Source organism: Algoriphagus ratkowskyi, assembly GCF_002150505.1.
Taxonomy (GTDB): Bacteria; Bacteroidota; Bacteroidia; order Cytophagales; family Cyclobacteriaceae; genus Algoriphagus; species Algoriphagus ratkowskyi.
In genome coordinates this window covers 1-22939 of record NZ_MSSV01000039.1, presented here as the reverse complement: position 1 = coordinate 22939, position 22939 = coordinate 1, and the positions used below count along the sequence as shown (strand labels likewise).

General features: G+C 39.3%; 25 protein-coding genes. 10 read left to right on the top strand and 15 right to left on the bottom strand.

Annotated features, from left to right (window positions below; genetic code table 11):
* Position 1: 1 nt before the first annotated feature.
* On the bottom strand, positions 2–280 hold the full coding sequence (locus BVH02_RS20810) for a co-chaperone GroES (RefSeq protein WP_086503398.1): 279 nt from the start codon (positions 278–280) through the stop codon (positions 2–4).
* A 214-nt stretch (positions 281–494) separates the two neighbouring features.
* Here BVH02_RS20810 and BVH02_RS20805 point away from each other — a divergent pair, with 214 nt between their 5' ends.
* Positions 495–1205, top strand: coding sequence for a hypothetical protein (locus BVH02_RS20805; protein ID WP_086503397.1), 711 nt, complete (start codon positions 495–497; stop codon positions 1203–1205).
* Between the two features lie 127 nt (positions 1206–1332).
* On the opposite strand, the gene secG is transcribed toward BVH02_RS20805, so the two are convergent.
* The 8 genes from secG to BVH02_RS20765 all read right to left on the bottom strand — a co-directional run bounded on the left by secG (position 1333) and on the right by BVH02_RS20765 (position 9317).
* Positions 1333–1698, bottom strand: a complete 366-nt coding sequence (gene secG, locus BVH02_RS20800) for a preprotein translocase subunit SecG (RefSeq protein WP_086503396.1) — start codon at positions 1696–1698, stop codon at positions 1333–1335.
* A gap of 12 nt (positions 1699–1710) precedes the next feature.
* The gene (locus BVH02_RS20795; protein WP_086503395.1) at positions 1711–2427 is read right to left on the bottom strand and encodes a hypothetical protein; all 717 of its coding nucleotides are present in this window, start codon (positions 2425–2427) and stop codon (positions 1711–1713) included.
* Positions 2428–2460: 33 nt separating this feature from the next.
* Positions 2461–3000, bottom strand: a complete 540-nt coding sequence (gene lptE, locus BVH02_RS20790) for an LPS assembly lipoprotein LptE (protein ID WP_086503394.1) — start codon at positions 2998–3000, stop codon at positions 2461–2463.
* Complete coding sequence (locus BVH02_RS20785) at positions 2984–4273, bottom strand: sigma-54 interaction domain-containing protein (RefSeq protein WP_086503393.1); 1290 nt, start codon at positions 4271–4273, stop codon at positions 2984–2986. Before BVH02_RS20785 ends, lptE begins: the two co-directional genes overlap by 17 nt.
* On the bottom strand, positions 4273–5748 hold the full coding sequence (gene miaB / locus BVH02_RS20780; protein ID WP_086503392.1) for a tRNA (N6-isopentenyl adenosine(37)-C2)-methylthiotransferase MiaB: 1476 nt from the start codon (positions 5746–5748) through the stop codon (positions 4273–4275). The genes BVH02_RS20785 and miaB overlap by 1 nt, the downstream gene beginning before the upstream one ends.
* Positions 5749–6042: 294 nt before the next feature.
* Positions 6043–7149, bottom strand: coding sequence for a DNA polymerase IV (dinB, locus tag BVH02_RS20775; RefSeq protein ID WP_223271938.1), 1107 nt, complete (start codon positions 7147–7149; stop codon positions 6043–6045).
* Positions 7139–8389, bottom strand: coding sequence for an anthranilate synthase component I family protein (locus BVH02_RS20770; RefSeq protein WP_223271939.1), 1251 nt, complete (start codon positions 8387–8389; stop codon positions 7139–7141). The genes dinB and BVH02_RS20770 overlap by 11 nt, the downstream gene beginning before the upstream one ends.
* 205 nt (positions 8390–8594) lie before the next feature.
* Entirely contained in the window at positions 8595–9317 is a 723-nt protein-coding gene (locus BVH02_RS20765; RefSeq protein WP_086503390.1) for a YceI family protein, read from the bottom strand.
* A gap of 135 nt (positions 9318–9452) precedes the next feature.
* Between BVH02_RS20765 and BVH02_RS20760 the strand changes: the two genes are divergently transcribed.
* From BVH02_RS20760 to BVH02_RS20735, 6 genes are all read left to right on the top strand, one after another.
* Positions 9453–9965: a gamma carbonic anhydrase family protein gene (locus tag BVH02_RS20760; RefSeq protein WP_086503389.1), complete on the top strand. Its 513-nt coding sequence runs from the start codon at positions 9453–9455 to the stop codon at positions 9963–9965.
* An 839-nt stretch (positions 9966–10804) separates the two neighbouring features.
* Entirely contained in the window at positions 10805–11518 is a 714-nt protein-coding gene (locus tag BVH02_RS20755; RefSeq protein ID WP_086503388.1) for an esterase family protein, read from the top strand.
* A 22-nt stretch (positions 11519–11540) separates the two neighbouring features.
* On the top strand, positions 11541–12497 hold the full coding sequence (locus BVH02_RS20750; RefSeq protein WP_086503387.1) for an ATP-grasp domain-containing protein: 957 nt from the start codon (positions 11541–11543) through the stop codon (positions 12495–12497).
* 22 nt (positions 12498–12519) lie between these two features.
* A complete protein-coding gene (locus BVH02_RS20745; protein WP_086503386.1) occupies positions 12520–13638 on the top strand; it encodes a carboxylate-amine ligase in 1119 nt (372 codons plus the stop codon).
* A gap of 44 nt (positions 13639–13682) precedes the next feature.
* Complete coding sequence (locus tag BVH02_RS20740) at positions 13683–14513, top strand: type 1 glutamine amidotransferase (protein ID WP_317045443.1); 831 nt, start codon at positions 13683–13685, stop codon at positions 14511–14513.
* A 6-nt stretch (positions 14514–14519) separates the two neighbouring features.
* Complete coding sequence (locus tag BVH02_RS20735; RefSeq protein WP_086503385.1) at positions 14520–15710, top strand: hypothetical protein; 1191 nt, start codon at positions 14520–14522, stop codon at positions 15708–15710.
* Between the two features lie 66 nt (positions 15711–15776).
* On the opposite strand, the gene pyrE is transcribed toward BVH02_RS20735, so the two are convergent.
* Positions 15777–16421, bottom strand: coding sequence for an orotate phosphoribosyltransferase (pyrE, locus tag BVH02_RS20730; RefSeq protein WP_086503384.1), 645 nt, complete (start codon positions 16419–16421; stop codon positions 15777–15779).
* Between the two features lie 98 nt (positions 16422–16519).
* On the opposite strand from pyrE, the gene BVH02_RS20725 reads away from it, so the two are divergent.
* A complete protein-coding gene (locus tag BVH02_RS20725) occupies positions 16520–17206 on the top strand; it encodes an NUDIX hydrolase (RefSeq protein ID WP_086503383.1) in 687 nt (228 codons plus the stop codon).
* Here the strand turns inward: BVH02_RS20725 and coaD are convergent.
* From coaD to BVH02_RS20705, 4 genes are read right to left on the bottom strand one after another with little or no spacing between them, the layout of a single operon-like run.
* On the bottom strand, positions 17194–17649 hold the full coding sequence (gene coaD, locus BVH02_RS20720; RefSeq protein ID WP_086503382.1) for a pantetheine-phosphate adenylyltransferase: 456 nt from the start codon (positions 17647–17649) through the stop codon (positions 17194–17196). The two genes, BVH02_RS20725 and coaD, sit on opposite strands and share 13 nt — an antisense overlap.
* Before the next feature lie 14 nt (positions 17650–17663).
* The gene (locus BVH02_RS20715) at positions 17664–18482 is read right to left on the bottom strand and encodes a DUF3822 family protein (protein ID WP_158093927.1); all 819 of its coding nucleotides are present in this window, start codon (positions 18480–18482) and stop codon (positions 17664–17666) included.
* A gap of 11 nt (positions 18483–18493) precedes the next feature.
* Complete coding sequence (locus BVH02_RS20710) at positions 18494–19075, bottom strand: hypothetical protein (RefSeq protein WP_086503380.1); 582 nt, start codon at positions 19073–19075, stop codon at positions 18494–18496.
* 49 nt (positions 19076–19124) lie between these two features.
* Positions 19125–19634, bottom strand: coding sequence for an NUDIX domain-containing protein (locus tag BVH02_RS20705; protein WP_086503379.1), 510 nt, complete (start codon positions 19632–19634; stop codon positions 19125–19127).
* Between the two features lie 13 nt (positions 19635–19647).
* On the opposite strand from BVH02_RS20705, the gene BVH02_RS20700 reads away from it, so the two are divergent.
* Together BVH02_RS20700 and BVH02_RS20695 are read left to right on the top strand one after the other, a co-directional pair.
* Complete coding sequence (locus tag BVH02_RS20700) at positions 19648–21102, top strand: ATP-dependent DNA helicase (protein ID WP_086503378.1); 1455 nt, start codon at positions 19648–19650, stop codon at positions 21100–21102.
* Positions 21103–21587: 485 nt separating this feature from the next.
* Positions 21588–21983 (top strand): DUF1573 domain-containing protein, encoded by a 396-nt coding sequence (locus tag BVH02_RS20695; RefSeq protein WP_086503377.1) that lies wholly within the window; start codon positions 21588–21590, stop codon positions 21981–21983.
* Positions 21984–22152: 169 nt separating this feature from the next.
* Here the strand turns inward: BVH02_RS20695 and BVH02_RS20690 are convergent, their stop codons facing one another.
* Positions 22153–22689 carry an alpha/beta hydrolase gene (locus BVH02_RS20690; RefSeq protein WP_086503376.1) on the bottom strand — a complete coding sequence of 179 codons (537 nt, stop codon included), beginning with the start codon at positions 22687–22689 and terminating at the stop codon, positions 22153–22155.
* Between the last annotated feature and the right edge of the window lie 250 nt (positions 22690–22939).

Here is a 22939-nt window from a genome sequence, read left to right as displayed (position 1 = left end):
ATTAAAGGATAGCGAAGATGTCTGCCTCTCTCATGATAAGGTAGTCGCTTCCATCTACAGTAAGTTCAGTTCCAGAATACTTTCCGTATAATACTGTATCTCCAACTTTTACGGTCATTGGCTCATCTTTTTTGCCATTTCCTACTGCCACTACAGTTCCTTTTTGTGGTTTTTCTTTAGCGGTATCAGGGATATAAAGTCCAGAAGCTGTTTTCTCTTCAGCTGCAGCAGGTTGTACCAAAACTCTGTCTGCAAGAGGTTTGATGTTTACTTTTGACATAATATAAATTCGTTTAAGGTTAGATTAAAATGTACTTGCCTATTAGCACTTCCTGTGCCAAGCAAGCAAAGGAGATAAAGGCTGACAAATCGGCTGTCATTGTGGGGGAACTCACGAATAAAAGGTGATTTTTTTGTCAGAAGTGACTGCCATTTTTGTAAGGGGAACTTCAATCTTGTCAGAAATATGTAATTTAATAGCAAAACTGTAAGCTATGACAACTCTACCGAGAAACTGGATTACCGAAGGCCTCATTGATTTTGAGTATAAAAAGTATCAGTTGATGGCCTATCTACAGGAAACTAACAAGCACTTTAATCAATTGAAGCTTTATCCCGTTCTCAGCGATTTGATCGATCGTCATCATGATCTCAAAGAATTAGAATCAGGGAAGATGGAGCTAACTGAGCTTTTCCCAAAGCGTTTGGATTCAATTGATTTTCAAAGGGGGCAACTCAATTATCAAGCTAAGCTAAGTGATGATGGAGTCATGAAGGAGCTGTCCCTGATAACTGAATTTGCTTTGCCAAAACTGGTTGCACAAATAGAAGAGGGAAGGATGATTTATGATTTTGTGGAGAAACAACTCGAGTTTGAGCCAGTGGGAATCATACCTATCTATAATCAGGAAGGTTATATTTTAATGTCTAGGGAGAAAAAGAACGAAGTTCATGCCTATCGTTACAAATCAAGTTTACTTCATTTCGCAGGTGAAAATTTCCGAAGCATTAGTATGTGGTTGATTGGGGTTTTCCAGCGAAGTATAGTGAATACACTTGAAAAAATAAAAATGGATTTGATTCGTGAGATTAAAGAATTACCAAATCCTGCAACTTGGAGAATTCACAGTCAGCAAGAATTTCCTATTGAAGAAACTTTGATTCCGATCAGCAAAAGACTTTTGTTGAAGTCTGTTACAGTTTAACCCTAATGAACTCTAAATTTTCAGCGTTTCCAAAGCTTAGAACTTTGGAAACGAGCATTCAAAAATCTAGGCATAAAAAAAGTCTGCACCTTACGGAGCAGACTATAAATATGTTGAGAATTACTTCTTAATTACCTAAAGTAGAGTCCGGCTGAGCTGGAGTTTCTTCAGTAGCTGCAGGAAGCAAGTTTTCCGTGCCACCAAAAGTAGGCGCTACCACTTGTTGCTTAGCGCTGTCTATGTTTGGAGATGAGAATTGGTTGGCTGGTGAGCTAGTGTAGAAAGCAGATGATGCTAACGAAAGTACCAAAATAGAGAGTGCCAAGACCCAAGTAGCTTTTTCAAGTACATTTCCGGTACGGGTAACACCCATGATTTGAGTAGCGCCGCCACCGAATGCTGCACCAACTCCACCTTTAGAATTCTGGCCCAGGATTACTAAGATTAGTAATACGGCTAATATTAGAATAATTGTAATCAATAAAGTAAACATATAATATGGGTGTTAATCTTTCAGTTTTTCAATCAAGTCCGCAAAGTAAGTCCTTTTATCCGGAAACTTCAATACCAATTTCTCATAAATTTCTTTCGCTAATTGCTTTTTACCTTGGTTGGCAAGAATCGCAGCATAGGATTCTGAGATCAAATTATCATTAATCTTTGTGCTTGCCGCGGCAAGATTCTCTGTGTTTTGGTTAGCTTCGATTTCCTTGATCGTAGCGAGCTTGATTGATTTCTTGCTGAAAGCTTTAATCAAGTCAATTTGCTCCTTCTTTTTTTCGTCAAGAATTTCCTTTTTTACTTTCCGCCTGATCGTTTCTATAAGATCATCTTTAGGTGGTGTTCTTCTCTTTGGTTTGGGTTTTACCACTTCTGCAATAACTTCTGCAATAACTTCTGTGGGAAGAGGAGCTGTAATGATTTCAGCTTGTGCTTCCGTGATAACCTCAACTTTTGAAGTGGGGTTTTTCACCAAGATGACATCTTCATCCTTCTTTTCTATCAATGTTTTAAGCCAGATTCTATTAGGACTCGTAATAGCTGCATAGCCAAGAGAAGAAGGGTTTTGGCCGCCTTCATTTAAAAATTCATAGCGAGCAGAGAGGACGTGTGGAATCTGAAAGTAAGGGAAATTCTCCTGGACCTTTTGCAATTGCTGTAGCTCATTATGATCTAAAGGATATGTTTTTTGGATTATTTCTAAAAATTGGCTTGCGTTCACGTGAATAGTTTTTTTGGCTTGAATATAAGCAAATTACCAGTTTGCGACTGTTGCAGTAAAGATATCCTGAATGATATTTTTGAAAATCTCTTCTACCAGCTCATTTTCCACATCCAATAAGGTAGATGTTCTCGGATCATAGTCTTGGAAAAAAGAGAAGCTTTGCTTCAGATTTTCCTCTTCATTTGTGGTGTTCAGGTACTCTACTTCTACTCTTATCGTCAGACGCATCGTTCCTGCTCGATCGGGTAGGTTCGGGTCGCCACTTGATACAGCGGCCTGAGGTGTGACGCTGTACTGGGTAATAGCCCCCATGAACTGTAAATTTCCGTTAGTTCGGACTAATTCTAACTGGGTGTTTCTTTGGTAATATTCTTTGAGTGATTCAGTGAACGTCTGTGCCATATTTGCTGGCCCTCCTCCAGAATCGTTGAAGAAATTTTCAACGGTAAAAGTCTTCACCAAATTGTAATCGATATTCGTACCCGTAAAGCTGTATTTAACAGAACAGCTTTGAAACAGAATAAAGATTAAGCCTAGTCCAAAGATGGTGAGCTTATTGATCGATCTCATATTGCTTTATCTTTCTGTAAAGTGTGCGCTCGGATATCCCCAAGTCATTGGCTGCATATTTTCTCTTATTGTTATGCTTGCGCAAAGCTCTGAGAATCATCTCTTTTTCTTTCTTTTCTAAGGAAAGTGAATTATCATCCTCTTCATGAATAATATCTTCAATCACATCATCTTCATACTCATCGTTAGTTGATGAATTCGATTTTTGAGAATCAAGTACTAAAGGAACGTAACTAGACCCGGATTCCGTACTTTCTTTGCTACTAAATCCCCCGTCTAAGTCTTCAAAAAGACTCTGATGCTTTTGAATGATGTTTTGGCTTAGTCCACCATTTTGATAGGTTTCGAGCACAAGTTTTTTCAAATCATTCATGTCTTTTTTCATGTCAAAAAGCACTTTATACAACAAATCTCTTTCGGAGAAATCTGATGAGTCACTGTTTTTAGACATGCTAGGCAGAGTCATCGGAAGACGGGAATTGTCTGCAGGGATGTACTTTGCGAGAGTCTGGGGATCCACATCACGTTCTTGCTCTAAAAGTGAGATTTGCTCCGCGATATTTTTTAGCTGACGAATATTTCCTGGAAAGGAATATCGCATCAATACAGCTTGTGCTTCAGGATCTAAAGTGATAGGTTTCACATGGTATTTCTCCGAAAAGTCTGAAGTGAATTTCCTGAAAAGTAAAACCATATCTTCCCCGCGTTCGCGAAGTGGTGGTACAAAGATCGGTACTGTGTTAAGTCTATAATAAAGATCCTCTCTGAATTTCCCCTTTTCTACTGCCTTGAGAAGCTTTACGTTCGTAGCCGTGATCACACGGACATTTGTTTTAAGCACTTTGGATGAACCCACTTTGATGAATTCCCCATTTTCCAACACACGAAGTAGTCGAGATTGAGTTCCCAGAGGTAATTCACCTATTTCGTCCAAGAAGATGGAACCACCGTCAGTGACTTCGAAATAGCCTTTTCTTGCTTCATGAGCTCCTGTGAAAGATCCTTTTTCGTGCCCAAATAGTTCTGAATCTATCGTTCCTTCGGGAATAGCTCCGCAGTTGATCGCGATGAATTTGCCATGCTTACGAAGGCTGAGCGAATGAATGATCTTCGAAAAACTCTCCTTACCACTTCCACTTTCTCCAGTAATAAGAACCGTCATATCGGTGGGAGCCGCCTGCATCGCTACTTGAATGGCATGATTCAAGAGTGGACTATTGCCTATGATTCCGAAGCGCTGTTTGACGCTTTGTATTTCGGGATTTGTAATCATTAATGTTTCGGGTTTATTTCAATCACCTCACCAAAAAGAGTTGCTGTAGTGCAATCAACAATTTTAACTTTTAGATAATCACCTTTTACAAAGTTTCCAGCAGGAACTATTACCACTTTGTTTGCAGAGTTTCGTCCTTTATAATCATCCGTCGATTTTTTGGAAACGCTTTCAATAAGTATAATTTGCTCTTTTCCGAGGTCGAGCTGATTCTTCAACATAGAAGTCTCACTTTGCTTTTTGATCACATCTGCAAGCCTTCGCTTTTTCACTTCAAGTGAAATGTCGTCAGGATATTTCTTGGCAGCTAACGTCCCAGGTCTCTCTGAATAATAGAACATGTAGGAAAAATCAAATTTCACGATGTCCATTAAGGAAAGCGTGTCGAGATGCTCTTCCTCAGTTTCGCTACAGAATCCAGTGATAAAATCAGAGGAGATACCACATTCATCGCCTATAATCTCCCTGATTTTGGAAATTCGCTCTAGGTACCATTCTCTACTGTAGGTCCTATTCATCATTTCTAACACACGGGAATTACCACTTTGCGCCGGTAAATGAATGTAATTACAAATGTTATCGTACTTCTTTATTGTGTAAAGCACGTCGTCAGTGATGTCTTTAGGATGTGAAGTGGAGAATCGTACTCTTAGCAATGGATCTACTAAGGCTACCATTTCCAATAAGTTGGCAAAGTTGATAACAGTGCTAACTTCCTCTTCTTTTTTGTTAAGTCTAGCTTTATTGTTCTCCTCAGGAGACCATTTATAGCTATCTACATTTTGTCCGAGTAGCGTTACTTCTTTAAAACCCTTTGAGAAAAGATCTTTAGCCTCCTCGACAATGGAATAAGGATCACGGCTTCTTTCTCTCCCACGAGTGAACGGAACGACGCAGAAAGAACACATATTGTCGCAGCCGCGCATGATGGAGACGAATGCCGTCACACCATTAGAATTTAACCGAACAGGAGAGATGTCTGCGTAAGTCTCTTCACGTGAGAGAAAAGTGTTTACTCCTTTCTGTCCATCTTCTGCACTGGCGATAAGATTTGGAAGGTCACGATATGCGTCAGGACCTACCACAATATCCACCAATTTTTCTTCCTCCAGAAATTTCTCCTTCAGTCGCTCAGCCATGCAGCCTAACACGCCTATGGTCATTCCAGGCTTAGCTCTTTTGGCTCTCTGAAAATCTGTGAGACGCTTTCTGACCGTTAACTCAGCTTTTTCTCTAATAGAGCAAGTGTTCAGGAAAATGACATCTGCCTGATAAAAATCTGAGGTTGTATCAAAGCCTCCGTCTTTCATAATGGATGCGACAACTTCTGAATCCGCGAAATTCATAGCACAACCGTAGCTCTCAATATAGAGTTTTCTGGTTTTTCCTGTATTTTCATCTTCGGAAGTTTTGAAGTCAGTTGCCTGAGCTTCGCCTCCTGAGATGATATCAATGTCTGCAATTAAATTATTCATATGAATATGATTCGTCTATTAAAGGCCATATAGCCTGTCCCGATTTTTCTTCGGGAAAATCTCGCCGTAAATAATATTATTCCATTTTGTGACTTTTTAGTCAAGCTCGATTTCATGTACTTCATCTTTCCTTCTATCGGTTGGCGAAATTAAGAAAATGCGGACAGAATGGCAGGATGTCGGATTCTTTATTTTATTCTTTTAAGAAGTTTTACGGTAGAGGAGGAATAAATGAGCTTGATCGGCTATTTTAATAGTGCAGAAAAGGTGCCTTGACAGGATAGCTAGTGTCTGTTATTGTGCTTCATAAGGAATCTTCAGCTGCTCTCCAAAATGCTGATGTTCTTCGATGATATTGAGATTGGAAATACCTAAGCCAAGTAGTCGAATTGATTTGCTAAAGGATTCTTGAATTAAAAGTTCTTGAGCAATAGACCAGATCGATTCTTCATCAGGATATTGTTCTTGAGTTTTACTACGCGTTTGCTGCGTGAAGTCTGAAAATTTGATCTTCAATGTGACGGTGCGTCCCTTAATTCCAGATTTCTTGATTCGCTTGATCAGTTCATCGCAGATGGGCTTCAGTGCCGCAAGTAACTCCTCCGTCGCCAAAATATCTTTTTCAAAAGTGTTTTCAGCGCTCAGGGATTTGCGAATTCTATGTGGTTGCACTTCCGATAGATGAATTCCTCGAACAATATTAAAATAATGGATTCCTGATTTCCCAAATTTTCGTGTGAGGTATTGAAGGGAAAATTGTTTGAGATCATTACCGGTGTGAATTCCTAATCCACTCATTTTTTCCGCCGTCACTTTGCCGATTCCGAAGAATTTTTTAATAGGCAGTTTTTCCAAAAAAGCTTCTGCCTCCTCTGGAAGAATCACCGCTTGGCCATTTGGTTTGTTCAGATCCGAAGCAATTTTAGCCAAAAATTTGTTGTAAGAAACCCCAGCAGAAGCGTTCAATCCAGTGCGTTCTTTGATTTTTTGGCGGACTTGCTTGGCGATCAGGATGGCAGACTTGAGACCCATTTTATTTTCCGTCACATCCATGAATGCCTCATCCATCGATAGTGGCTCTACCAAATCTGTGTATTCGTAAAAAACTTCACGGATCTGGCTGGAGATTTCCTTATAGCGATCAAATCTCGCTGGCGCAAAAATAAGTTGTGGGCATTTTCGAGCGGCTAATACTGAAGGCATAGCAGAATACACTCCGAATTTTCTCGCTTCATAACTTGCAGCAGCTACAACTCCTCGTGCAGCATTTCCACCTACGACCAAGGGTTTTCCACGCCATTGTGGATGATCCAGCTGCTCTACGGATGCATAGAACGCGTCCATGTCCACATGTATGATTTTCCTGATCGGCGGAGATGTTATTTCTTGATCATTTTCCACTGAGCACTTCTAGTATTGCTTGAGCTTTGAGATTGCATTCTTCATATTCCTGAGCTGCATCAGCATCGTAAGTGATTGCGCTTCCCACACCGAAAAATAGCTTTTTTGCCTCCAGATCAGCAATAATGCTGCGAATGATCACAGAGAAATCAAAATCTCCATTTTCCTCGATCACTCCAAAAGCTCCTGAAAACCAACCTCTCTTAAAACTTTCCAATGCTTCTATGGTTTCCATAGTCCGGATTTTTGGAGCACCTGTCATGCTACCCATTGGAAATGTCGCTTGGATGACGTCGGAGAAGTTTATTCCTGCCTTCAGTTCGGATACAATTGTACTGATCATCTGAAATACTCTTGGCAAGGGATAGATGCCGAATAGTTCTCTGACTTCTACAGAGCCCGTTTTTGATATTTTAGAAAGATCATTTCGCATCAGATCGGTGATCATCAGATTTTCGGCTTGTTCCTTTTCGCTATTTGCTAAAGTTTCTTTATTGATCGCATCTTCGGCAGTGGATTTTCCTCTTTTGATGGTTCCTTTAATCGGCTGTGCGATAATTATAGAACCAGTCCTCTTCAAGTATCGCTCCGGAGAGGCTGAGACTAACCACTGTGATTTTGCCTTAAAAAGTGTTGAAAAAGGCATAGGAGAGAGCTCGTTCAATTTAAAATAGGAAGAGATTGGATCCCAAAGCTTAAATGAGCCTGAATATGCTTGGCAAAAGTTGGTCTCATACGTGTTTCCCTCAACAATATGATTCTGAATGGTTTTCACCGTTTCTAGGTATTCTTCCTTCGATAGCTGCGGGCTGACAATACAACTTGTGTTAGCTGAGTTTGGAAGGGGTATCCTCTCTATTTCTTCAAAAAAATCCTCTGGTAATTTAATCGCTGAATAGATGTTTTCTCTGTCAAACTCTATAGAAAAAGAGGGTTTAAAAAAGCAAAGTTCAGGTAGTTCAAAGAAAGGATTATTCTCACTTTTGAGATTTTCGAGGCGATTTTTGAAATCATATCCAATGATTCCAACCTTTTTAAAGTTGTTAGTTTCGCTCCAGATTTCTGAGGGCGATAATTGGGTATTTCCTGCAAAAAATCGTGTGGAGAATGGCGCTTCTGGATAGTCGTAGCCATTTCCATTGGTAAAGGCAAAAAAGTCATACTTCATGTCTGCCCATCGGCAAAGTCTCTCAATCCAGTTAGATTCTGGGATGGGATAGATGAAGGAGGTGCTTTTCAATAGTTTAGATTTAGTTTATATTAGTTTGTTCCGTACTTCTCTGACACGGTAAGGAGTGTTTCGGGAGAATCCTCTTGTGTTTTAACTTTCCGATTCTCGTACGTTTACTCCTAGCCAGCTTGTCTCTGGCAGGCAAGAATTAATTGCTAACACAAAAAAAGGGGAATCCTGTGAAGAATTCCCCTTTTCTATGAGTTTGTTAGGATTAATTGGCTTTCACGTCCAATACTAAACCAACATTATTGTAAACAAATTTGTCTTTTGCCTTGTCAGCAACAGTCGCTTCGTCGCCGTAAGCAAGTCCCCAATCAGTTCTGTCGATGTTGAAACCAGCTTTGGTCGTTACTACACCGTTAGCTACATTAATTGCCGCAGGGAATTTAATATTCTTAGTAGTTCCTCTCATCGTCAAGTTACCGCTTACCCAATAGTTAGGCGTAGCAGGAGCTAGTTCACTGTTTGATTTTGGAGTGTTCTCAGAAGCAAATTCTTCTTCGTTTGTTACTTCGTCATCAGCAGAAAATGGCTCTACAGAAGTGATTTCGAAAGTAGCAGTTGGATGGTTAGCAGCATCAAAAAAGTCATCGGATTGAAGATGGCCATGTAGTTTGCCATGATCTTCACTACCCGCTTCCAAATCATGGATTTCAAGTGCAGTAATATCAAATGTGAATGTTCCACCAGTTACTTCTGTACCATTTACAGTTACAGTTCCGGTAGTAGCAGGGATTACACCTATATGTTGACCTGTAGGTTTGTAACCCATCCAAGTTATTTTGGAATCTGATGGATTCATTGTTAGTGTAGTGCCTTCTGACTGTGTTACTTCTTGTGCTTCTGTAGCTTCTACCGTATCGGAAGGTTTACTACATGCGAATGTCATTAGAGCGGCCGCGAGAACTAGACCTGTTTGTTTGATAGTTTTCATTGTAGAAATTTAAATCTCAAATTTAGATGTATAGACACATAAACCCTATTTTTCTAAAAAGGTTCATTACTCAAAAGAAAAAGTGAAACTTTGTTTAACAATTAATACTATTTCAAGCAACAAGTAATTAAGAAAATGGCATTGTTATTAGAAGTTAATGGGAAAAACCCTGCGTTTGGTGATGACTGTTGGTTGGCTCCAAATTGCACAGTTGTTGGGGATGTAGTGATGGGAGATCGTTGCACTGTGTGGTTCAATGCTGTGATTCGCGGAGATGTAAACGAGATAAGAATTGGTAATGATACAAATATTCAGGATGGTGCAGTGATCCATTGTACATACCAGAAGGCAGGGACTTACATTGGAAATCAAGTTTCTATTGCTCATAATGCGGTAGTGCATGGCTGCACTATCCATGACCGTGTATTGATAGGAATGGGAGCTATCGTGATGGATGGAGCAGTGGTGCATTCAGGGGCGGTTATAGCTGCTGGAGCGGTAGTTTTGGCGAATACAATTGTGGAGGCAAACACAATTTATGCTGGAATGCCAGCCAAAAAAGTAAAAGAAACAGGCGCAGATATGAATGAAGTAATATCAAGAACTGCCAAAAATTATCCTATGTACGCGAGTTGGTTTAAAAGCTGATCAGATAATTTCGGTTAAAATATGTGCTTGATAGTATGTTTTTTAGATAGTAAATTTCTCTTCAATAGTATCATATTTTCACAGCTTCTTTTTTAAATAAATAATTTTTTAAATGGCTAAAGGGAAGGTTATAGTTGGGTGATATTGTTATTACAATTTATTTTGTTTTTTTCTCAACGATTTTATAACCAGATATTTAGATCTGGACATACACTTTGCTCATTCGGCAAATTATGCGTATGATTTACTTGAGGATATGGGTGCACAACTAAGAAGAAATTCTTCTTTTGTGATTTGGTGTTTGGACACTGACTATGTGTTGATCTATTTGTTGCTTTTTAGCGGGCTGTCAGGTAAGTTGTTGATAAGTATCCTTTTGTCTTAGAGTTGCCCTTTTAGTTGTTACGATTGATTTTTTTTTAAAATAGAATTGTCTCAGATTTTTGTTAAGCTTTCCATAAGAAAGTCAGGTTTAAGGATTTATCGCTGCTTTTTTCACCACTTACAAATGGCTCGTAGTTTGCATTTTCAGTGTTTAGTGTCTTTTATTTTTAGTAAAGGTATATCTCCTTAAAAATCAACCAGATCTAAATTTGAAGGTAAAAAAGCTTAAAATTTTTATTACTAAGCACCAATCACTTTCTTTTCTTTCTAGGAAATTTTGACTAGTATTTGAAAGTAAGAGAGAACTTATGCCTTTTTACTATTAATTCAAATATTATCATTGGAAAGAAACATTTCTTACCCGTTAGTTACGTGAGGGTGAATGGTTATATATCTGAGATTTAGTTATGACTTATCGGTGCAGGTAATGGCCAATTAAAATCAATTTAGAACATATGAAAGAAGAATATTTGAAATGGTTTTCTCCCAACCTACAGCGGGATGTGGAAATGTTGGTGTTTGGGCATGCAGGCTATCCAGTTGTTGTATTTCCAACCTCCAAAGGCTCGTTCCACGAAAATAGGGATATGGGTTTGATTAAATCTGCCCAATGGTACATAGAACAAGGGTTGATTAGGATATATTGTCCTGTGAGCAATGATGCCGACAGTTTTTACAATAAGAATATTCACCCACATCAGCGGATTCAGAATTATGTTGCTTATGACAATATGATTTGTAATGAGATAGTAGCTCGAATCCGTCTCAACACACCGATGGCCAAGGTGGTTATGGCGGGCTGCAGTTTCGGAGGATATCATGCAGCAAATTTTGCCTTTAGACATCCTAGCTATGTAAGTCACCTATTCAGCATGTCCGGTGCATTTGATATTCGCAACTTTATGGATGGATATCAACATGACGACATTTATTATAATAATCCGCTTGAATACTTACCTGGACTTCACGATCAAGAATTATGGGAGATGGATATTGTATTGGGAACGTCAAATTGGGACATCTGCTTTGACGCTAATCTGAAGCTGCACGAAACGCTCAAAACAAAAAATATAAACCACTGGTTAGACGTGCGTCAAAATCGTCAACATGATTGGGATATTTGGAAGGAAATGTTCCCACATTACCTCAGCAGAATCAACTTTAACTAAGTCAACTACTCATTAATTATATATGAAAAAAATAGGAATTCTTTTCGGAATGGAGGACACTTTTCCTCAGGCTTTTATAGACAGAGTAAATCAAAAAGCTGAAAAAGGAATTATGGCAGAGGCCGTTCAAATAGATAAAGTAATTCAGAATAAACTCTGTGATTATGCGGTTATTATTGATCGAATCTCTCAAGATGTGCCTTTTTACAGAGCCTATTTGAAAAATGCTGCCTTGACGGGGACAGCCGTAATCAACAACCCATTTTGGTGGAGTGCTGACGATAAATTCTTTAACAATGCACTTGCAGACCAATTGGGGGTGCCACTACCAAAAACCGTCATTTTGCCTTCTGCACAACATCCGGATGACACAACTTCTAAGTCATTTAGAAACCTAAAAGCTCCTCTGGATTGGGAAGGAATATTTGACTATGTGGGTTTTCCAGCTTATATGAAGCCTTATGCAGGTGGAGGTTGGAAGAATGTTTATCGTCTCGAAGATAAAGATGAGTTTTTCAGAACACACCCTGAGACAGGTCAGCTTGTGATGATGCTTCAGGAGGAAATTGTATTTGAGGAATACTTCAGGGTGTATTGTCTAGGTGGGAAAGCTGTAAAAATCATGCCTTACGAACCAAGAAATCCGCATCATTTGCGTTACGTGGTCGATGGGCCACCAGCGCCTAAAAAATTATTGGCTACTGTCAAAGATTATACGCTACGACTCTGTCATGGACTTGGTTATGATTTCAATACGGTAGAATTTGCTGTGAAGGATGGTATTCCTTATGCTATTGATTTTGGGAATCCTGCTCCAGATGCAGATATTAATTCTGTAGGACAGGAGAACTTCGATTGGGTAGTAGAAGAAGCTGCGAAAATGGCAATCGCTTATGCCAAAGCACAACAGCCAGGCAAGATGAATTTGACTTGGGGCACCTTTATGAAAGATGCCGTAAGCAGTAACAAAAGATTTTAGAATTTCAGCTTAACAACTAATCATGGCTTCATTCCTAAAAAAGCTCCCCAAGTTCACCCTGGGAGTAGAAGAAGAATACCAAATCATCGATCCTGAAACCAGGGATCTGCGATCACACATGTCAAAAATAGTGGAGGGTGGCAGGATTACTCTCAAAGAACAGGTGAAAGCTGAGATGCACCAGTCAGTAGTAGAGGTGGGAACTAATGTCTGTGAGAATGTGGCTCATGCTCGAATGGAAGTTTCTTCACTTCGAAATAAGATTGCAGAATTGGCAGCAAATCAAGATTTGGTAGTGGGAGCGGCCAGCACACATCCATTTGCCAGATGGCAGGACCAGGAGATCACGGACGATCCACGCTATCATACGATTGTAGATGAGTTAAAAGACATCGCCAGATCCAATTTGATTTTTGGCCTCCATGTGCATGTGGGGATAGATAATCGGGAGGTTGCATTGCAGCTGATGAATCAAGCCTGCTATTTTCTGCCTCATATCTATGCACTGACTACTAATTCACCATTTTGGGAAGGAAGAAATACAGGATTTAAAGCATTTAGAGCTAAAGTTTTTGCCAAATTTCCAAGAACTGGCTTGCCAGAGTATTTTGACTCGGTACAGTCCTACGATAACTATCTAGAGACTCTAATCAAAACCAATTGCATAGATAATCCTAAGAAAATATGGTGGGATCTTCGGATTCACCCATTTTTCAGCACGATAGAATTCAGGATATGTGATATGTGTCTTACAGTGGATGAGACCATTTGTATCGTAGCATTGATACAAGCTGTAGTTGCCAAATTGTACAAACTTCTACTCAGTAACACCAGTTTTAACATCTATAGAATTGCGTTGATTCGTGAGAATAAATTTCGCGCAGCTAGAAATGGAATTGAAGGCAAACTCATTGATTTTGGAAGGAAAGTAGAAGTACCTACTCCCGAGCTAATTGCTGAGTTGCTCGAATTTGTGGATGATGTAGTAGATGAATTAGGCAGCAGAGAGGATATTAACTATGTACATCAAATCTTTAAAAACGGTACTGGTGCTGATCAGCAATTGGCAGTATTTGATCAAACTCAGGATCTCAAAAAAGTAGTGGATATGATCACCTCAAAGTTTACAGAGGGGATTTAGGGGCTTTTATTACCTTTGCGAGCGAAAAAATAACAAATGGCAACGTGGGAAAGAAAAAATTGAACTTGGCGATCTTAGATATGTATGATGGCGAGCCAAATCAGGGGATGCGTTGTATCAAGGATATCGTTTCGAGATTTGACAGTCAGATCAGCTACAAAGTATTCGATGTAAGAGGCAAGGCTGAGATCCCTGAGATTCGAGATTTCGACTTGTATATATCCACTGGAGGGCCAGGGAACCCCATGGATGGAGATGGTAATTGGGATCTGAAATACTTTGATTTTCTAGATCAAATTTGGATCTGGAATCAGAATTTCAACCATAAGAAGCACATACTCTTTATTTGTCATTCCTTCCAAATGGCATGCAGGCATTTTGGACTTGGGACACTTACTAAGCGGCATTCAACTTCGTTTGGAGTGATGTCCGTACACAAGACTGCTGATGGACAAAAGGATTCATTATTGGAAAATCTACAGAACCCTTTTTGGGCAGTAGATTCTAGGGATTATCAGGTAGTGCAGCCAGATTTAAAGAAATTCAAAGTACTGGGGGCTAAAATCATCGCACTGGAAAAAATTCGAGATCATGTTCACTTTGAGCGGGCCATAATGGCTATTCGGTTTTCTAAAGAAATGGTAGGAACACAATTCCATCCTGAAGCAGATCCCGTGGGCTTCTTAGCGCATTTGAAAAAAACTGAAGTGAAGGAGAAAATTATTGCTACAATTGGCAAAACCAGGTTCAGAAAAATGCTGGAGCACATGATAGATGAGGATAAAATCTATAAGACAAATGAAACCTTGATTCCAAATTTCTTATCACAGTCCATCCAAAAAGTAAAGGCTTCTCAAACGCTCACCTTAATTTAAACCATAATGATTGAATCCCGCAGAGCTCAATTCAATGCTGAGTTTTCTTCTGAGAAATACCAGGCTTTTCTTGATGATCTAGCCAAGGATTTCAATTATGCACCTACGTTCAGGTTAGCCGAAACGCCATTTTTCATACCTAACGAAATAAAAAGTCAGCTGGAAGAAGCTTGCGGTGAAGTGATAGATTTTATAAAAAGATCGGATTTCAAAAAGCTTACCCAACGCGCCATAGATCTTAATACTTCCGTACCCAATGAAGATGCTCACACGCAGTTTATGGCAATTGATTTCGGGATCTGTGAGGAAAATGGAACCTTAATACCCAAGCTTATTGAAGTTCAGGGCTTTCCTTCCATATTCAATTTCCAGTTCAACTTATATCGAAAGATTCAACAGCGTTATCCATTCCTTTCGGAATTGACTCCTTATATGTCTGAGTTGGATGAAGATGCTTATTTGGAATTATTGAGAAAAGTGGTAATGAATGGGCATGATGCTTCTGAAGTTATTTTGTTAGAAATCGAACCTGAGAAGCAAAATACAAAGATTGATTTTTACTACTGCCAGAGGGATTTGGGAATTCCCATTATCTGTGTGACAGAAGTAATCAAGGAAGGAACTCAACTATTTTATATCAATAAATCTGGTGAGAAAAAGAGAATCAAGCGGATATATAATCGCGTGATTTTTGATGAGCTTGATACACGGAAAGATTTGAGCTTGCAGTTCAGTTTTGAAGAAAAGTTGGACGTGGAGTGGGCAGGGCATCCAAATTGGTACACACGGATTTCTAAGTTTATTCTTCCGTATTTACAAGGCAAATACTTTATTGAAACTTCACTTCTCAGCGAACTGAAAGAAGTACCGAAGGATTTGGAGAATTATGTTTTAAAACCCTTGTTTTCGTTCTCTGGGTCAGGAGTGGTTTTCAACGTCAAAAAATCTGACATAGATAATGTTAGAGATAAAGATCTTTATATTCTACAGAAGAAGGTGGCGTATGCACCTGTCATCCAATCTCCAGATGGTAAAGTAAAGGTAGAAGTTCGGGTTTTGGTACTTTGGCCAGAAGGAGATGAGAATCCAACCTTAGTAGGTAATCTGGCAAGGTTAAGCCGAGGAGAGATGATCGGTGTGAAATTTAATAAAGACAAGGATTGGGTAGGAGGTTCTATTGGACTTTTTGAGAAGTAGTTTTCTTCTTTTAGAGAAATAACAAAGGCAGTGATTTCTCGCTGCCTTTGTTATTTCTACAAGTTATTATTGTTTCCAGATTGCTGGGTCTTTTCTCCATTCCGAGAGAGATTCTAGGGTATCATCTGTAATATACTTTCTCTGGACGGCCATAGGAAGCATTGCTTCGTAATGACTAAGGCAGATAAGTTTCACACCCGCTTTTTCGAAGTTTTGCGCTGCTACATCAAATCCATAACTGAAAATGGCAACCATTCCCAGTACTTCAAATCCCGCGTCTAGCAAGTCTTGAGTAGCCTTGAGAGAACTGCCTCCCGTAGAGATTAAGTCTTCTACCACAACTACCTTTTGACCGGGTACTATCTTCCCTTCGATCATGTTTTCCATTCCGTGGCCTTTAGCTTTGGATCGGACATAGATGAATGGCAGGTCTAGATCATTTGCTAGTAAAGCACCTTGTGGAATCCCCGCAGTAGCTACTCCAGCAATTGCTTCCACGTTTGGGAAATAATGCTGAATGCTTTTTACTAATTGCTCCTTAATCATAGAGCGAACTTTCGGGAAAGAAAGTGAAAGTCTGTTGTCACAGTAGATCGGAGATTTCCAACCCGAAGCCCAGGTAAAAGGCTTTTCAGGTTGCAGTCTAATTGCTTGAATCTCCAGTAATTTATCAGCTACTTCAGCAGCTACGTTCGCGTCTAAAATTTCCATAGCTCAAAAATAAGAGATAAACTCAGGCTAAGGTTGTAGCAAGTGAAAAAAATATGCATTTTTGACTTATTCAAACCACCCCAAACCTATGATTCCCCATGAGAATTTTTGTGAATGACAAGCCATTTGACTTGATAAGCTACGAGGAACTTAATCCGAAGAAGGCTTATGAGTCAGTTTATCATCAGCTTGAAGAATTATCTTCACACATACTGTGGAAGGATGATATACTTTTTCATGAGCCTTCTCATGACCTAATCATTCGTATGCTCTATAAGCTCCGTACTCAAAAGCTGAAGGATTTGGATTCGATTACCTTAGTGACGAAAGATAAAGCTGCTTTGAAGAAATTTGTTAAAAGCCGTTTTTCAATTATTAAAGCAGCTGGAGGGATTGTGTCTAAAAAGGATAAAATGCTGCTAATCTTTAGGCTTGGCAAGTGGGATTTCCCGAAGGGGAAATTTGAGAAAGGAGAAACACCGAAGCAGTGCGCGGTGCGGGAAGTAGAAGAGGAATGCGCTGTAAAGGTCAAAGCTGGCCGACAAATCTGTAATACCTGGCATACCTATACTCAGGACAGAAAAAGTATTTTGAAAAAGACGTATTGGTTTGAAATGGATTGTGTGAATGATGCTCAGATGGCGCCTCAACAGGAAGAAGGAATAGAAGATATACGATGGTTCTACGAGGGTGATGCTAAGATCGCCCTGATCAATTCATATCCCTCGATGCGCTACCTCTTCAAGCAATACATTAAGACTCATCTGAAAGCTCAGACGTTATAGGGGAGAAATTCTGTCACATCACTGCCAAACCTATGTACCTCTCGAATGATAGTAGAACTGATGGCTGCATACCTAGGTGAAGTAATCAGGAATACGGTTTCCAAGTCGGCATTTAAGTAACGGTTCATCTGACTTATCGTGTTTTCGTACTCGAAATCGGTGGTATTTCTTAACCCTCTGATAAGGAATTGCGCATCCAGTTTTTTGGCAAGGGTAGAAGTCAGTTCGTTATACACTATAACTTTTACTCCTGGAATATTTTCGTAAACGCTCTCTACTTTTTTGACCATATCATCGATCTCAAAATACCTGGTTTTCTTAGTGGAGTTGTAGCCAATACCGATAATAACTTCATCAAATAAATTGAGACTTCTCATCACAATATCATGATGACCAAGGGTATATGGGTCAAATGATCCGGGGAAAATGGCGACTTTTTTCATTAGGATTTCATTTCTTAATCAAATTGCCAATTAGTCTCAAATAGATTGACAGACTTCAAATGCTTGAAGCCATGCGTAAAATTTTGATTGGCATGCGACGATAATAGGCGGAAGTTATGAAAGTATTCTTTGCCCCAATTTTCTGATATCCCACTTTTATCTGTGGCCCCAAAAAGACTGATTCGCACATGATTTCTATCAAATTTCAATTGCTCAATAAAAATCATCACATATTTTAGAATGTCATCCTTAGTATCGATGGTAAAGAGGTTGAAGGCAGCGAGTTCTTGATTTGAAAATGCTGCAGCATAGATGTGATTGCCAAAGATGCTTACTAAGATTTCTTGTCCGATCAGGTTGAATCGCTCTTTGAACAAATAAGAGAGGAAACTGACCGATCCATGATGAAAAGTCAAGTCCGAAAATCTGGCCTCTAGGGCTTTTTTAAGCTTTCCTTCCACACAGGATAGCACTTGTAGATTATTACTGTCTAGCGGGGTGTTAAAATAGCTAGCATTCACTTTCGGCTCTCCAGCAAAGGCTAAATAAGAAGCTTCCTTACCAGGTTGATATAAGACACCGGGTACTAGACTGAAATCTGAATGATGCAAATAAACCTTTGCAGGAATATCTCTTTTCAATAAATGATCTGAAATCACTAATTGTTCTAGAGAATCCCAATCAAAGTTCATGTATTCGTGAATACAAATGTTTGATTGGTTCTTATCCTTCGCGAAAATAAAAAGAGAATCAGAATACAAAAAAAGTGATAGGCTTGCTGTGTCTTCCACATCAAACCTATCACTTTTAAATACTTTAAGGTTACTTTCCAAAATAGGAGGTTTTATTGCCAGTTACCTTCAGTAGAGGCATCTGTTCTTGAACCTACTTTCAAGGCTTTTTCGTTATTGTTCATTCTTCTAGCTGGATTGATCGGTGAAGGATCTCTAATCTCGAAAACAGAAATTTCGTATGAGTTTCTCTCCACTTTGTTTGCAAAGAATTCAAACTGCTTACCTCCAGAACCTGGAACTACAGCAAGAGCATCTAGATTGAAGTTAGGGAATTTCCTTTCGTTGAATAAGGAATCGATAACCGGTACAGAGCCAAGTGTGTCGAATGTCACGGTAGTCTCTTCTTTTCCATATTCAAGAAGTTTTGTTGTCTCAGTTCTTTGAACAAGCCAAATTTTACCTGTCTTGATAAATGATTTAAGAGAATCCCAACTGCCAGCATATTTGCCGTTTGATGCTTGGTAAGCCAACTCTGCATCTCTAAGCATTTGCAATTTTTCGATAATTGCTGCTTCAGTTAATGCAATTTTTTTCTCGTCCTCCACTACATCTTCAACACCTTTGTAAAGATAGTAGCCTAGCCCAATTGCCACTAGGAGGAAAACCAAGGATAGTACTTTAGATAAATTCATTTGCTAAAATTTTTAAGAATCTGGGTAAGGTTGAAGGTTATAAATCGTGCTATTTTAAAGAATTATTTTCAAAATTAAAATATCCTCGCAACAATACTAAGTCCTCGAGGGAATTAATTCCCCAAAAGATTTGATGAAGGGCTTCATTAGGCAATGATCGGATTTCGTTTATGTCCATCCAGCTGATTTCTTCGATAATTTGAGAATCTGGATATAATTCAGGATCCGTACCTAAAGTCAATTTTCCACCAATTTTTTCCACACTAAAGAAATGTTCCATAGCATGAAGTGGTACTGCAAGGTATTCGTGGATGAAAAGATAAGCTTTTACTTCTATATCTAGGCCAGTTTCCTCTGAAAACTCTCGTTTTAAATTTTCAGATGCACTCTGACCAAAATGCATCCCGCCACCTGGAACTGACCATAACATCTTGCCGTTTCCCATCAAATGTTTGATCATCAGGATTTTTCCATCCTCGATGAGAATACCATTAACACGTGATCGGAGATGATTTCCAAACTTTGATTCGATTTCCTTGCTGATTCTGTCTTTTGACATTTACATTCGTTTGATGAGTAAAGATAATGAGCCCATGCAAAGGCCATCAGCATTGCTGAGTAAATATTTTCCTTTTGAGCCTACTTCAGGTCAAGCTGCCTTTTTTTCTAAGATGGATGATTTCCTGCGCATGAATCCAGAGAAAAAGCCAACGTTCGTGCTCCGTGGCTATGCAGGTACTGGAAAGACTTCTGTGATCTCTGCTGTAGTTCAGGCTTTGCCCAAACTATCGATGCGCTCTCTATTATTAGCTCCTACAGGCCGTGCGGCCAAAGTGATGAGTAACTACAGTGGGAGGGCCGCATATACGATTCACAAAATTATCTATAAACCCAAGGCTGAAGATGGTAGTTTGGGTGGGGGATTTATTCTCCAAAAAAATTATTACAAAGACACCGTATTTATCATCGATGAGTCTTCAATGCTTGCTGATGATGGTGGTATGTCTGGTAATCTACTCGGCGATTTGATCAGCTTTGTTTTTCATGGACAAAATAATCGTCTCATTCTTGTAGGAGATACGGCCCAGCTTCCGCCTGTAGGGTCTGAATTTAGTCCTGCGCTGGAAGCTGATTACCTTCTTAGACATTTTCGCCTTGAGGCAGACTTTATTGAATTGACCGAAGTGATGCGGCAGCGACTGGAATCCGGGATACTATATAATGCAACAAATCTCAGGCATCAATTATTGCAAGAAAAGCAAGTCATCCAAATCAGTACCATGCAGTTTAAAGATACTTTTAAAATGACCGGTGAACGTCTGGAGGATGGCTTGAGGTATGCTTACGATAAATATGAAACGGAGAATACGACGATCATCACCCGATCAAATAAGGCGGCGGTGCAGTATAATCTATATATCCGGCGGTCGATTCACTTCTTTGAGGATGAAATCAGCTCTGGGGATCTGCTCATGATCGTGAAGAACAACTATACTTACATGGCTGAATCCGATAAGGTAAATTTCTTGGCCAATGGAGACATGGCTGAAGTGATGAAAATCCGGTCTTTTGAAGAATTTTATGGGCTTCGGTTTGCGACACTTGAATTGAGACTCCTGGATTATCCAGAGGAACCACATTTTGAGGCGAAAGTGATTTTAGATACCCTTTATTCCCCTAGTCCTTCGCTGACGCGAGATCAATACAGAAGTTTGTATCAGCAAGTGTCGGAAGATTATGCAGATGTGGCAAGTAAAGTAGAGCGGAGAGAATTAATTAAGAAAGATCCTTTCTTAAATGCTCTGCAAATTAAGTTTGCTTATGCCTTGACTTGTCATAAAGCACAAGGTGGGCAGTGGAAAGCCGTGTTTGTCGATCAAGGTTACTTACCCGAAGATCAGGTGAACAAGGATTTTACACGATGGCTCTATACCGCAATCACAAGGGCCACAGAGGAATTGTATCTAGTGAATTTTGATCCTAGTTTTTTCGTGAAACCCAAGGAAATCGAGGATTCGGAGTTTTGAATGAGTGGGAGGTTGGAGGTAAAAGGTGAGAAGTTGTAGGAGGGAAGTGAGTCGTAAATGTTGTGAGTTGTAAGTGGTAAAATGTAATAAGTGAGATGTTGAAAGGATTAGTGTTAAGAAAAGCATTAATAGTGGTAAGTAAAAGTATTCTGGGTATGCTGAATATGGGAGCTCGAAAAATGATAACAGTATAACTGTGCCTCTGTGTAAATCTCTGCGTACTCTGTGGTTAGCGTTAAAAAATCAGTACTTGAAAATCGCTTTTGGCAAGGTATTTTCAATATAACTGGGAAAACAGGCATCTTAAACCTTTAAATTCCGTTATTTTGAAGTTGACACAAAAAATTGAATAGTAAGAAGACCAAATAAAATAAGCCGTAAAATCGAGCTTGGGGGAGATTTTCACCCTTTGATTTGAATATTACCCCTGCGAGATTCCTCCCGATTGCTATAGGGAATACCATTAAAAAATAAATTAAAACCATATGAAAAAATTAGGATTCTTATTTACCGTCTTTGCTCTGGTATTTGCATTTAATGCCAATGCTCAAGAACAAGGTGGCGCTGCCATCACCTTTAAAGAGAAATCAATTGATTTCGGTGACATCACTCAGGGAGACAAGGTAGAGCACATCTTTCAACTGACAAACACTGGTTCTACACCTTTAATTATATCTAACGTAGCTGCAACCTGTGGGTGTACTGTTCCTAATTGGCCAAAAGAGCCAATTGCTCCAGGTAAAACTTCAGAGATCAAAGTGACATTTAATTCATCCGGCAAAATGGGTAAGCAAAATTCTGTCGTGAGGATATATTCCAACGCTGCTGAGCCTATCGAAAAAGTATCTTTGATTTCAAACGTGCTGCCTAAGACCATGTAGTCAGAAAGTAAAAATTATAAGTAAAGCCTCTTGAGAAATCGAGAGGCTTTTTTTGATGCTACCTAACGCACCTTTCGCCATAAATTTGCTTACCAACTAAGTGATGTACTTCTGATATTTCAATAACACAGATTAATCATGATTATTGATTTCCAGGCAGTTGATCTGACTAGGTTATAGCTGGCTGTTTCGATCTGGCTGAAGTGTATAGGTGTTCCAGCATAAGATTTACAATTTTACCAACCCTCTCCTTGTAAAAACCTAATGATCTCCTTATGAAGTCCGTATCATTTCCTGGCCCATAGTGTGGCATATGCCCTGTATTTGGCGAAATCCTAATACGAGCATAGGGAATGTTGTTATAGATTTCCCAAGCTTGCGTCACAGAGATAAAGTCATTGTCGCCATGAACTACCAGAGTGCGCGCAGTAATCTTTTGCAATTGCTCATTCGCTAACGATGGATCATCATTCAATTTCCAAAAATTGTAAAATTGTTGTTTCAATAGTTCGCTTTTCTTTCTCCCGTGCAATGAATCGAGTTCTTCTTGATCAAAAAAAACTTCCCAGATTTTACTCTTAATCCAATCTCTAACCGGATCAGAATAGTGATGTTGTCCGCCTATTGTGATGATAGCTTCAAATTTTTCTGGCGCAATGGACGGAGTATAAAAAATCGTGGTTGTCCAATGTGTTGAAAAACCCATACAGAAGAAAAAGCGGTTCTCCTTATCCGCACTCTTCTAAATAAATTTGTGCTTTATAGATTTCTAAAAGTCTGACATTCCATGTCATAGTAATCCTGTACTAGGCCTTCAAAATATAGAAATGACATACCTTCACCACAAACAAAATAGCTACTATCTCGTTTTGATTATTCGCAGGTAAATGATGTTCTAATTTAGAAACTCATGTTTAAAATGAGCACTCAAGCATGAGTTAATCATTAATAATTAA

Coding starts and splice junctions, on each gene's coding strand:
- BVH02_RS20810 (WP_086503398.1), bottom strand. CDS start 280: ATGTCAAAAGTAAACATCAAACCTCTTGCAGACAGAGTTTTGGTACAA.
- BVH02_RS20805 (WP_086503397.1), top strand. CDS start 495: ATGACAACTCTACCGAGAAACTGGATTACCGAAGGCCTCATTGATTTT.
- secG (WP_086503396.1), bottom strand. CDS start 1,698: ATGTTTACTTTATTGATTACAATTATTCTAATATTAGCCGTATTACTA.
- lptE (WP_086503394.1), bottom strand. CDS start 3,000: ATGAGATCGATCAATAAGCTCACCATCTTTGGACTAGGCTTAATCTTT.
- BVH02_RS20785 (WP_086503393.1), bottom strand. CDS start 4,273: ATGATTACAAATCCCGAAATACAAAGCGTCAAACAGCGCTTCGGAATC.
- miaB (WP_086503392.1), bottom strand. CDS start 5,748: ATGAATAATTTAATTGCAGACATTGATATCATCTCAGGAGGCGAAGCT.
- BVH02_RS20765 (WP_086503390.1), bottom strand. CDS start 9,317: ATGAAAACTATCAAACAAACAGGTCTAGTTCTCGCGGCCGCTCTAATG.
- BVH02_RS20760 (WP_086503389.1), top strand. CDS start 9,453: ATGGCATTGTTATTAGAAGTTAATGGGAAAAACCCTGCGTTTGGTGAT.
- BVH02_RS20755 (WP_086503388.1), top strand. CDS start 10,805: ATGAAAGAAGAATATTTGAAATGGTTTTCTCCCAACCTACAGCGGGAT.
- BVH02_RS20750 (WP_086503387.1), top strand. CDS start 11,541: ATGAAAAAAATAGGAATTCTTTTCGGAATGGAGGACACTTTTCCTCAG.
- BVH02_RS20745 (WP_086503386.1), top strand. CDS start 12,520: ATGGCTTCATTCCTAAAAAAGCTCCCCAAGTTCACCCTGGGAGTAGAA.
- BVH02_RS20735 (WP_086503385.1), top strand. CDS start 14,520: ATGATTGAATCCCGCAGAGCTCAATTCAATGCTGAGTTTTCTTCTGAG.
- pyrE (WP_086503384.1), bottom strand. CDS start 16,421: ATGGAAATTTTAGACGCGAACGTAGCTGCTGAAGTAGCTGATAAATTA.
- BVH02_RS20725 (WP_086503383.1), top strand. CDS start 16,520: ATGAGAATTTTTGTGAATGACAAGCCATTTGACTTGATAAGCTACGAG.
- coaD (WP_086503382.1), bottom strand. CDS start 17,649: ATGAAAAAAGTCGCCATTTTCCCCGGATCATTTGACCCATATACCCTT.
- BVH02_RS20710 (WP_086503380.1), bottom strand. CDS start 19,075: ATGAATTTATCTAAAGTACTATCCTTGGTTTTCCTCCTAGTGGCAATT.
- BVH02_RS20705 (WP_086503379.1), bottom strand. CDS start 19,634: ATGTCAAAAGACAGAATCAGCAAGGAAATCGAATCAAAGTTTGGAAAT.
- BVH02_RS20700 (WP_086503378.1), top strand. CDS start 19,648: ATGAGTAAAGATAATGAGCCCATGCAAAGGCCATCAGCATTGCTGAGT.
- BVH02_RS20695 (WP_086503377.1), top strand. CDS start 21,588: ATGAAAAAATTAGGATTCTTATTTACCGTCTTTGCTCTGGTATTTGCA.
- BVH02_RS20690 (WP_086503376.1), bottom strand. CDS start 22,689: ATGGGTTTTTCAACACATTGGACAACCACGATTTTTTATACTCCGTCC.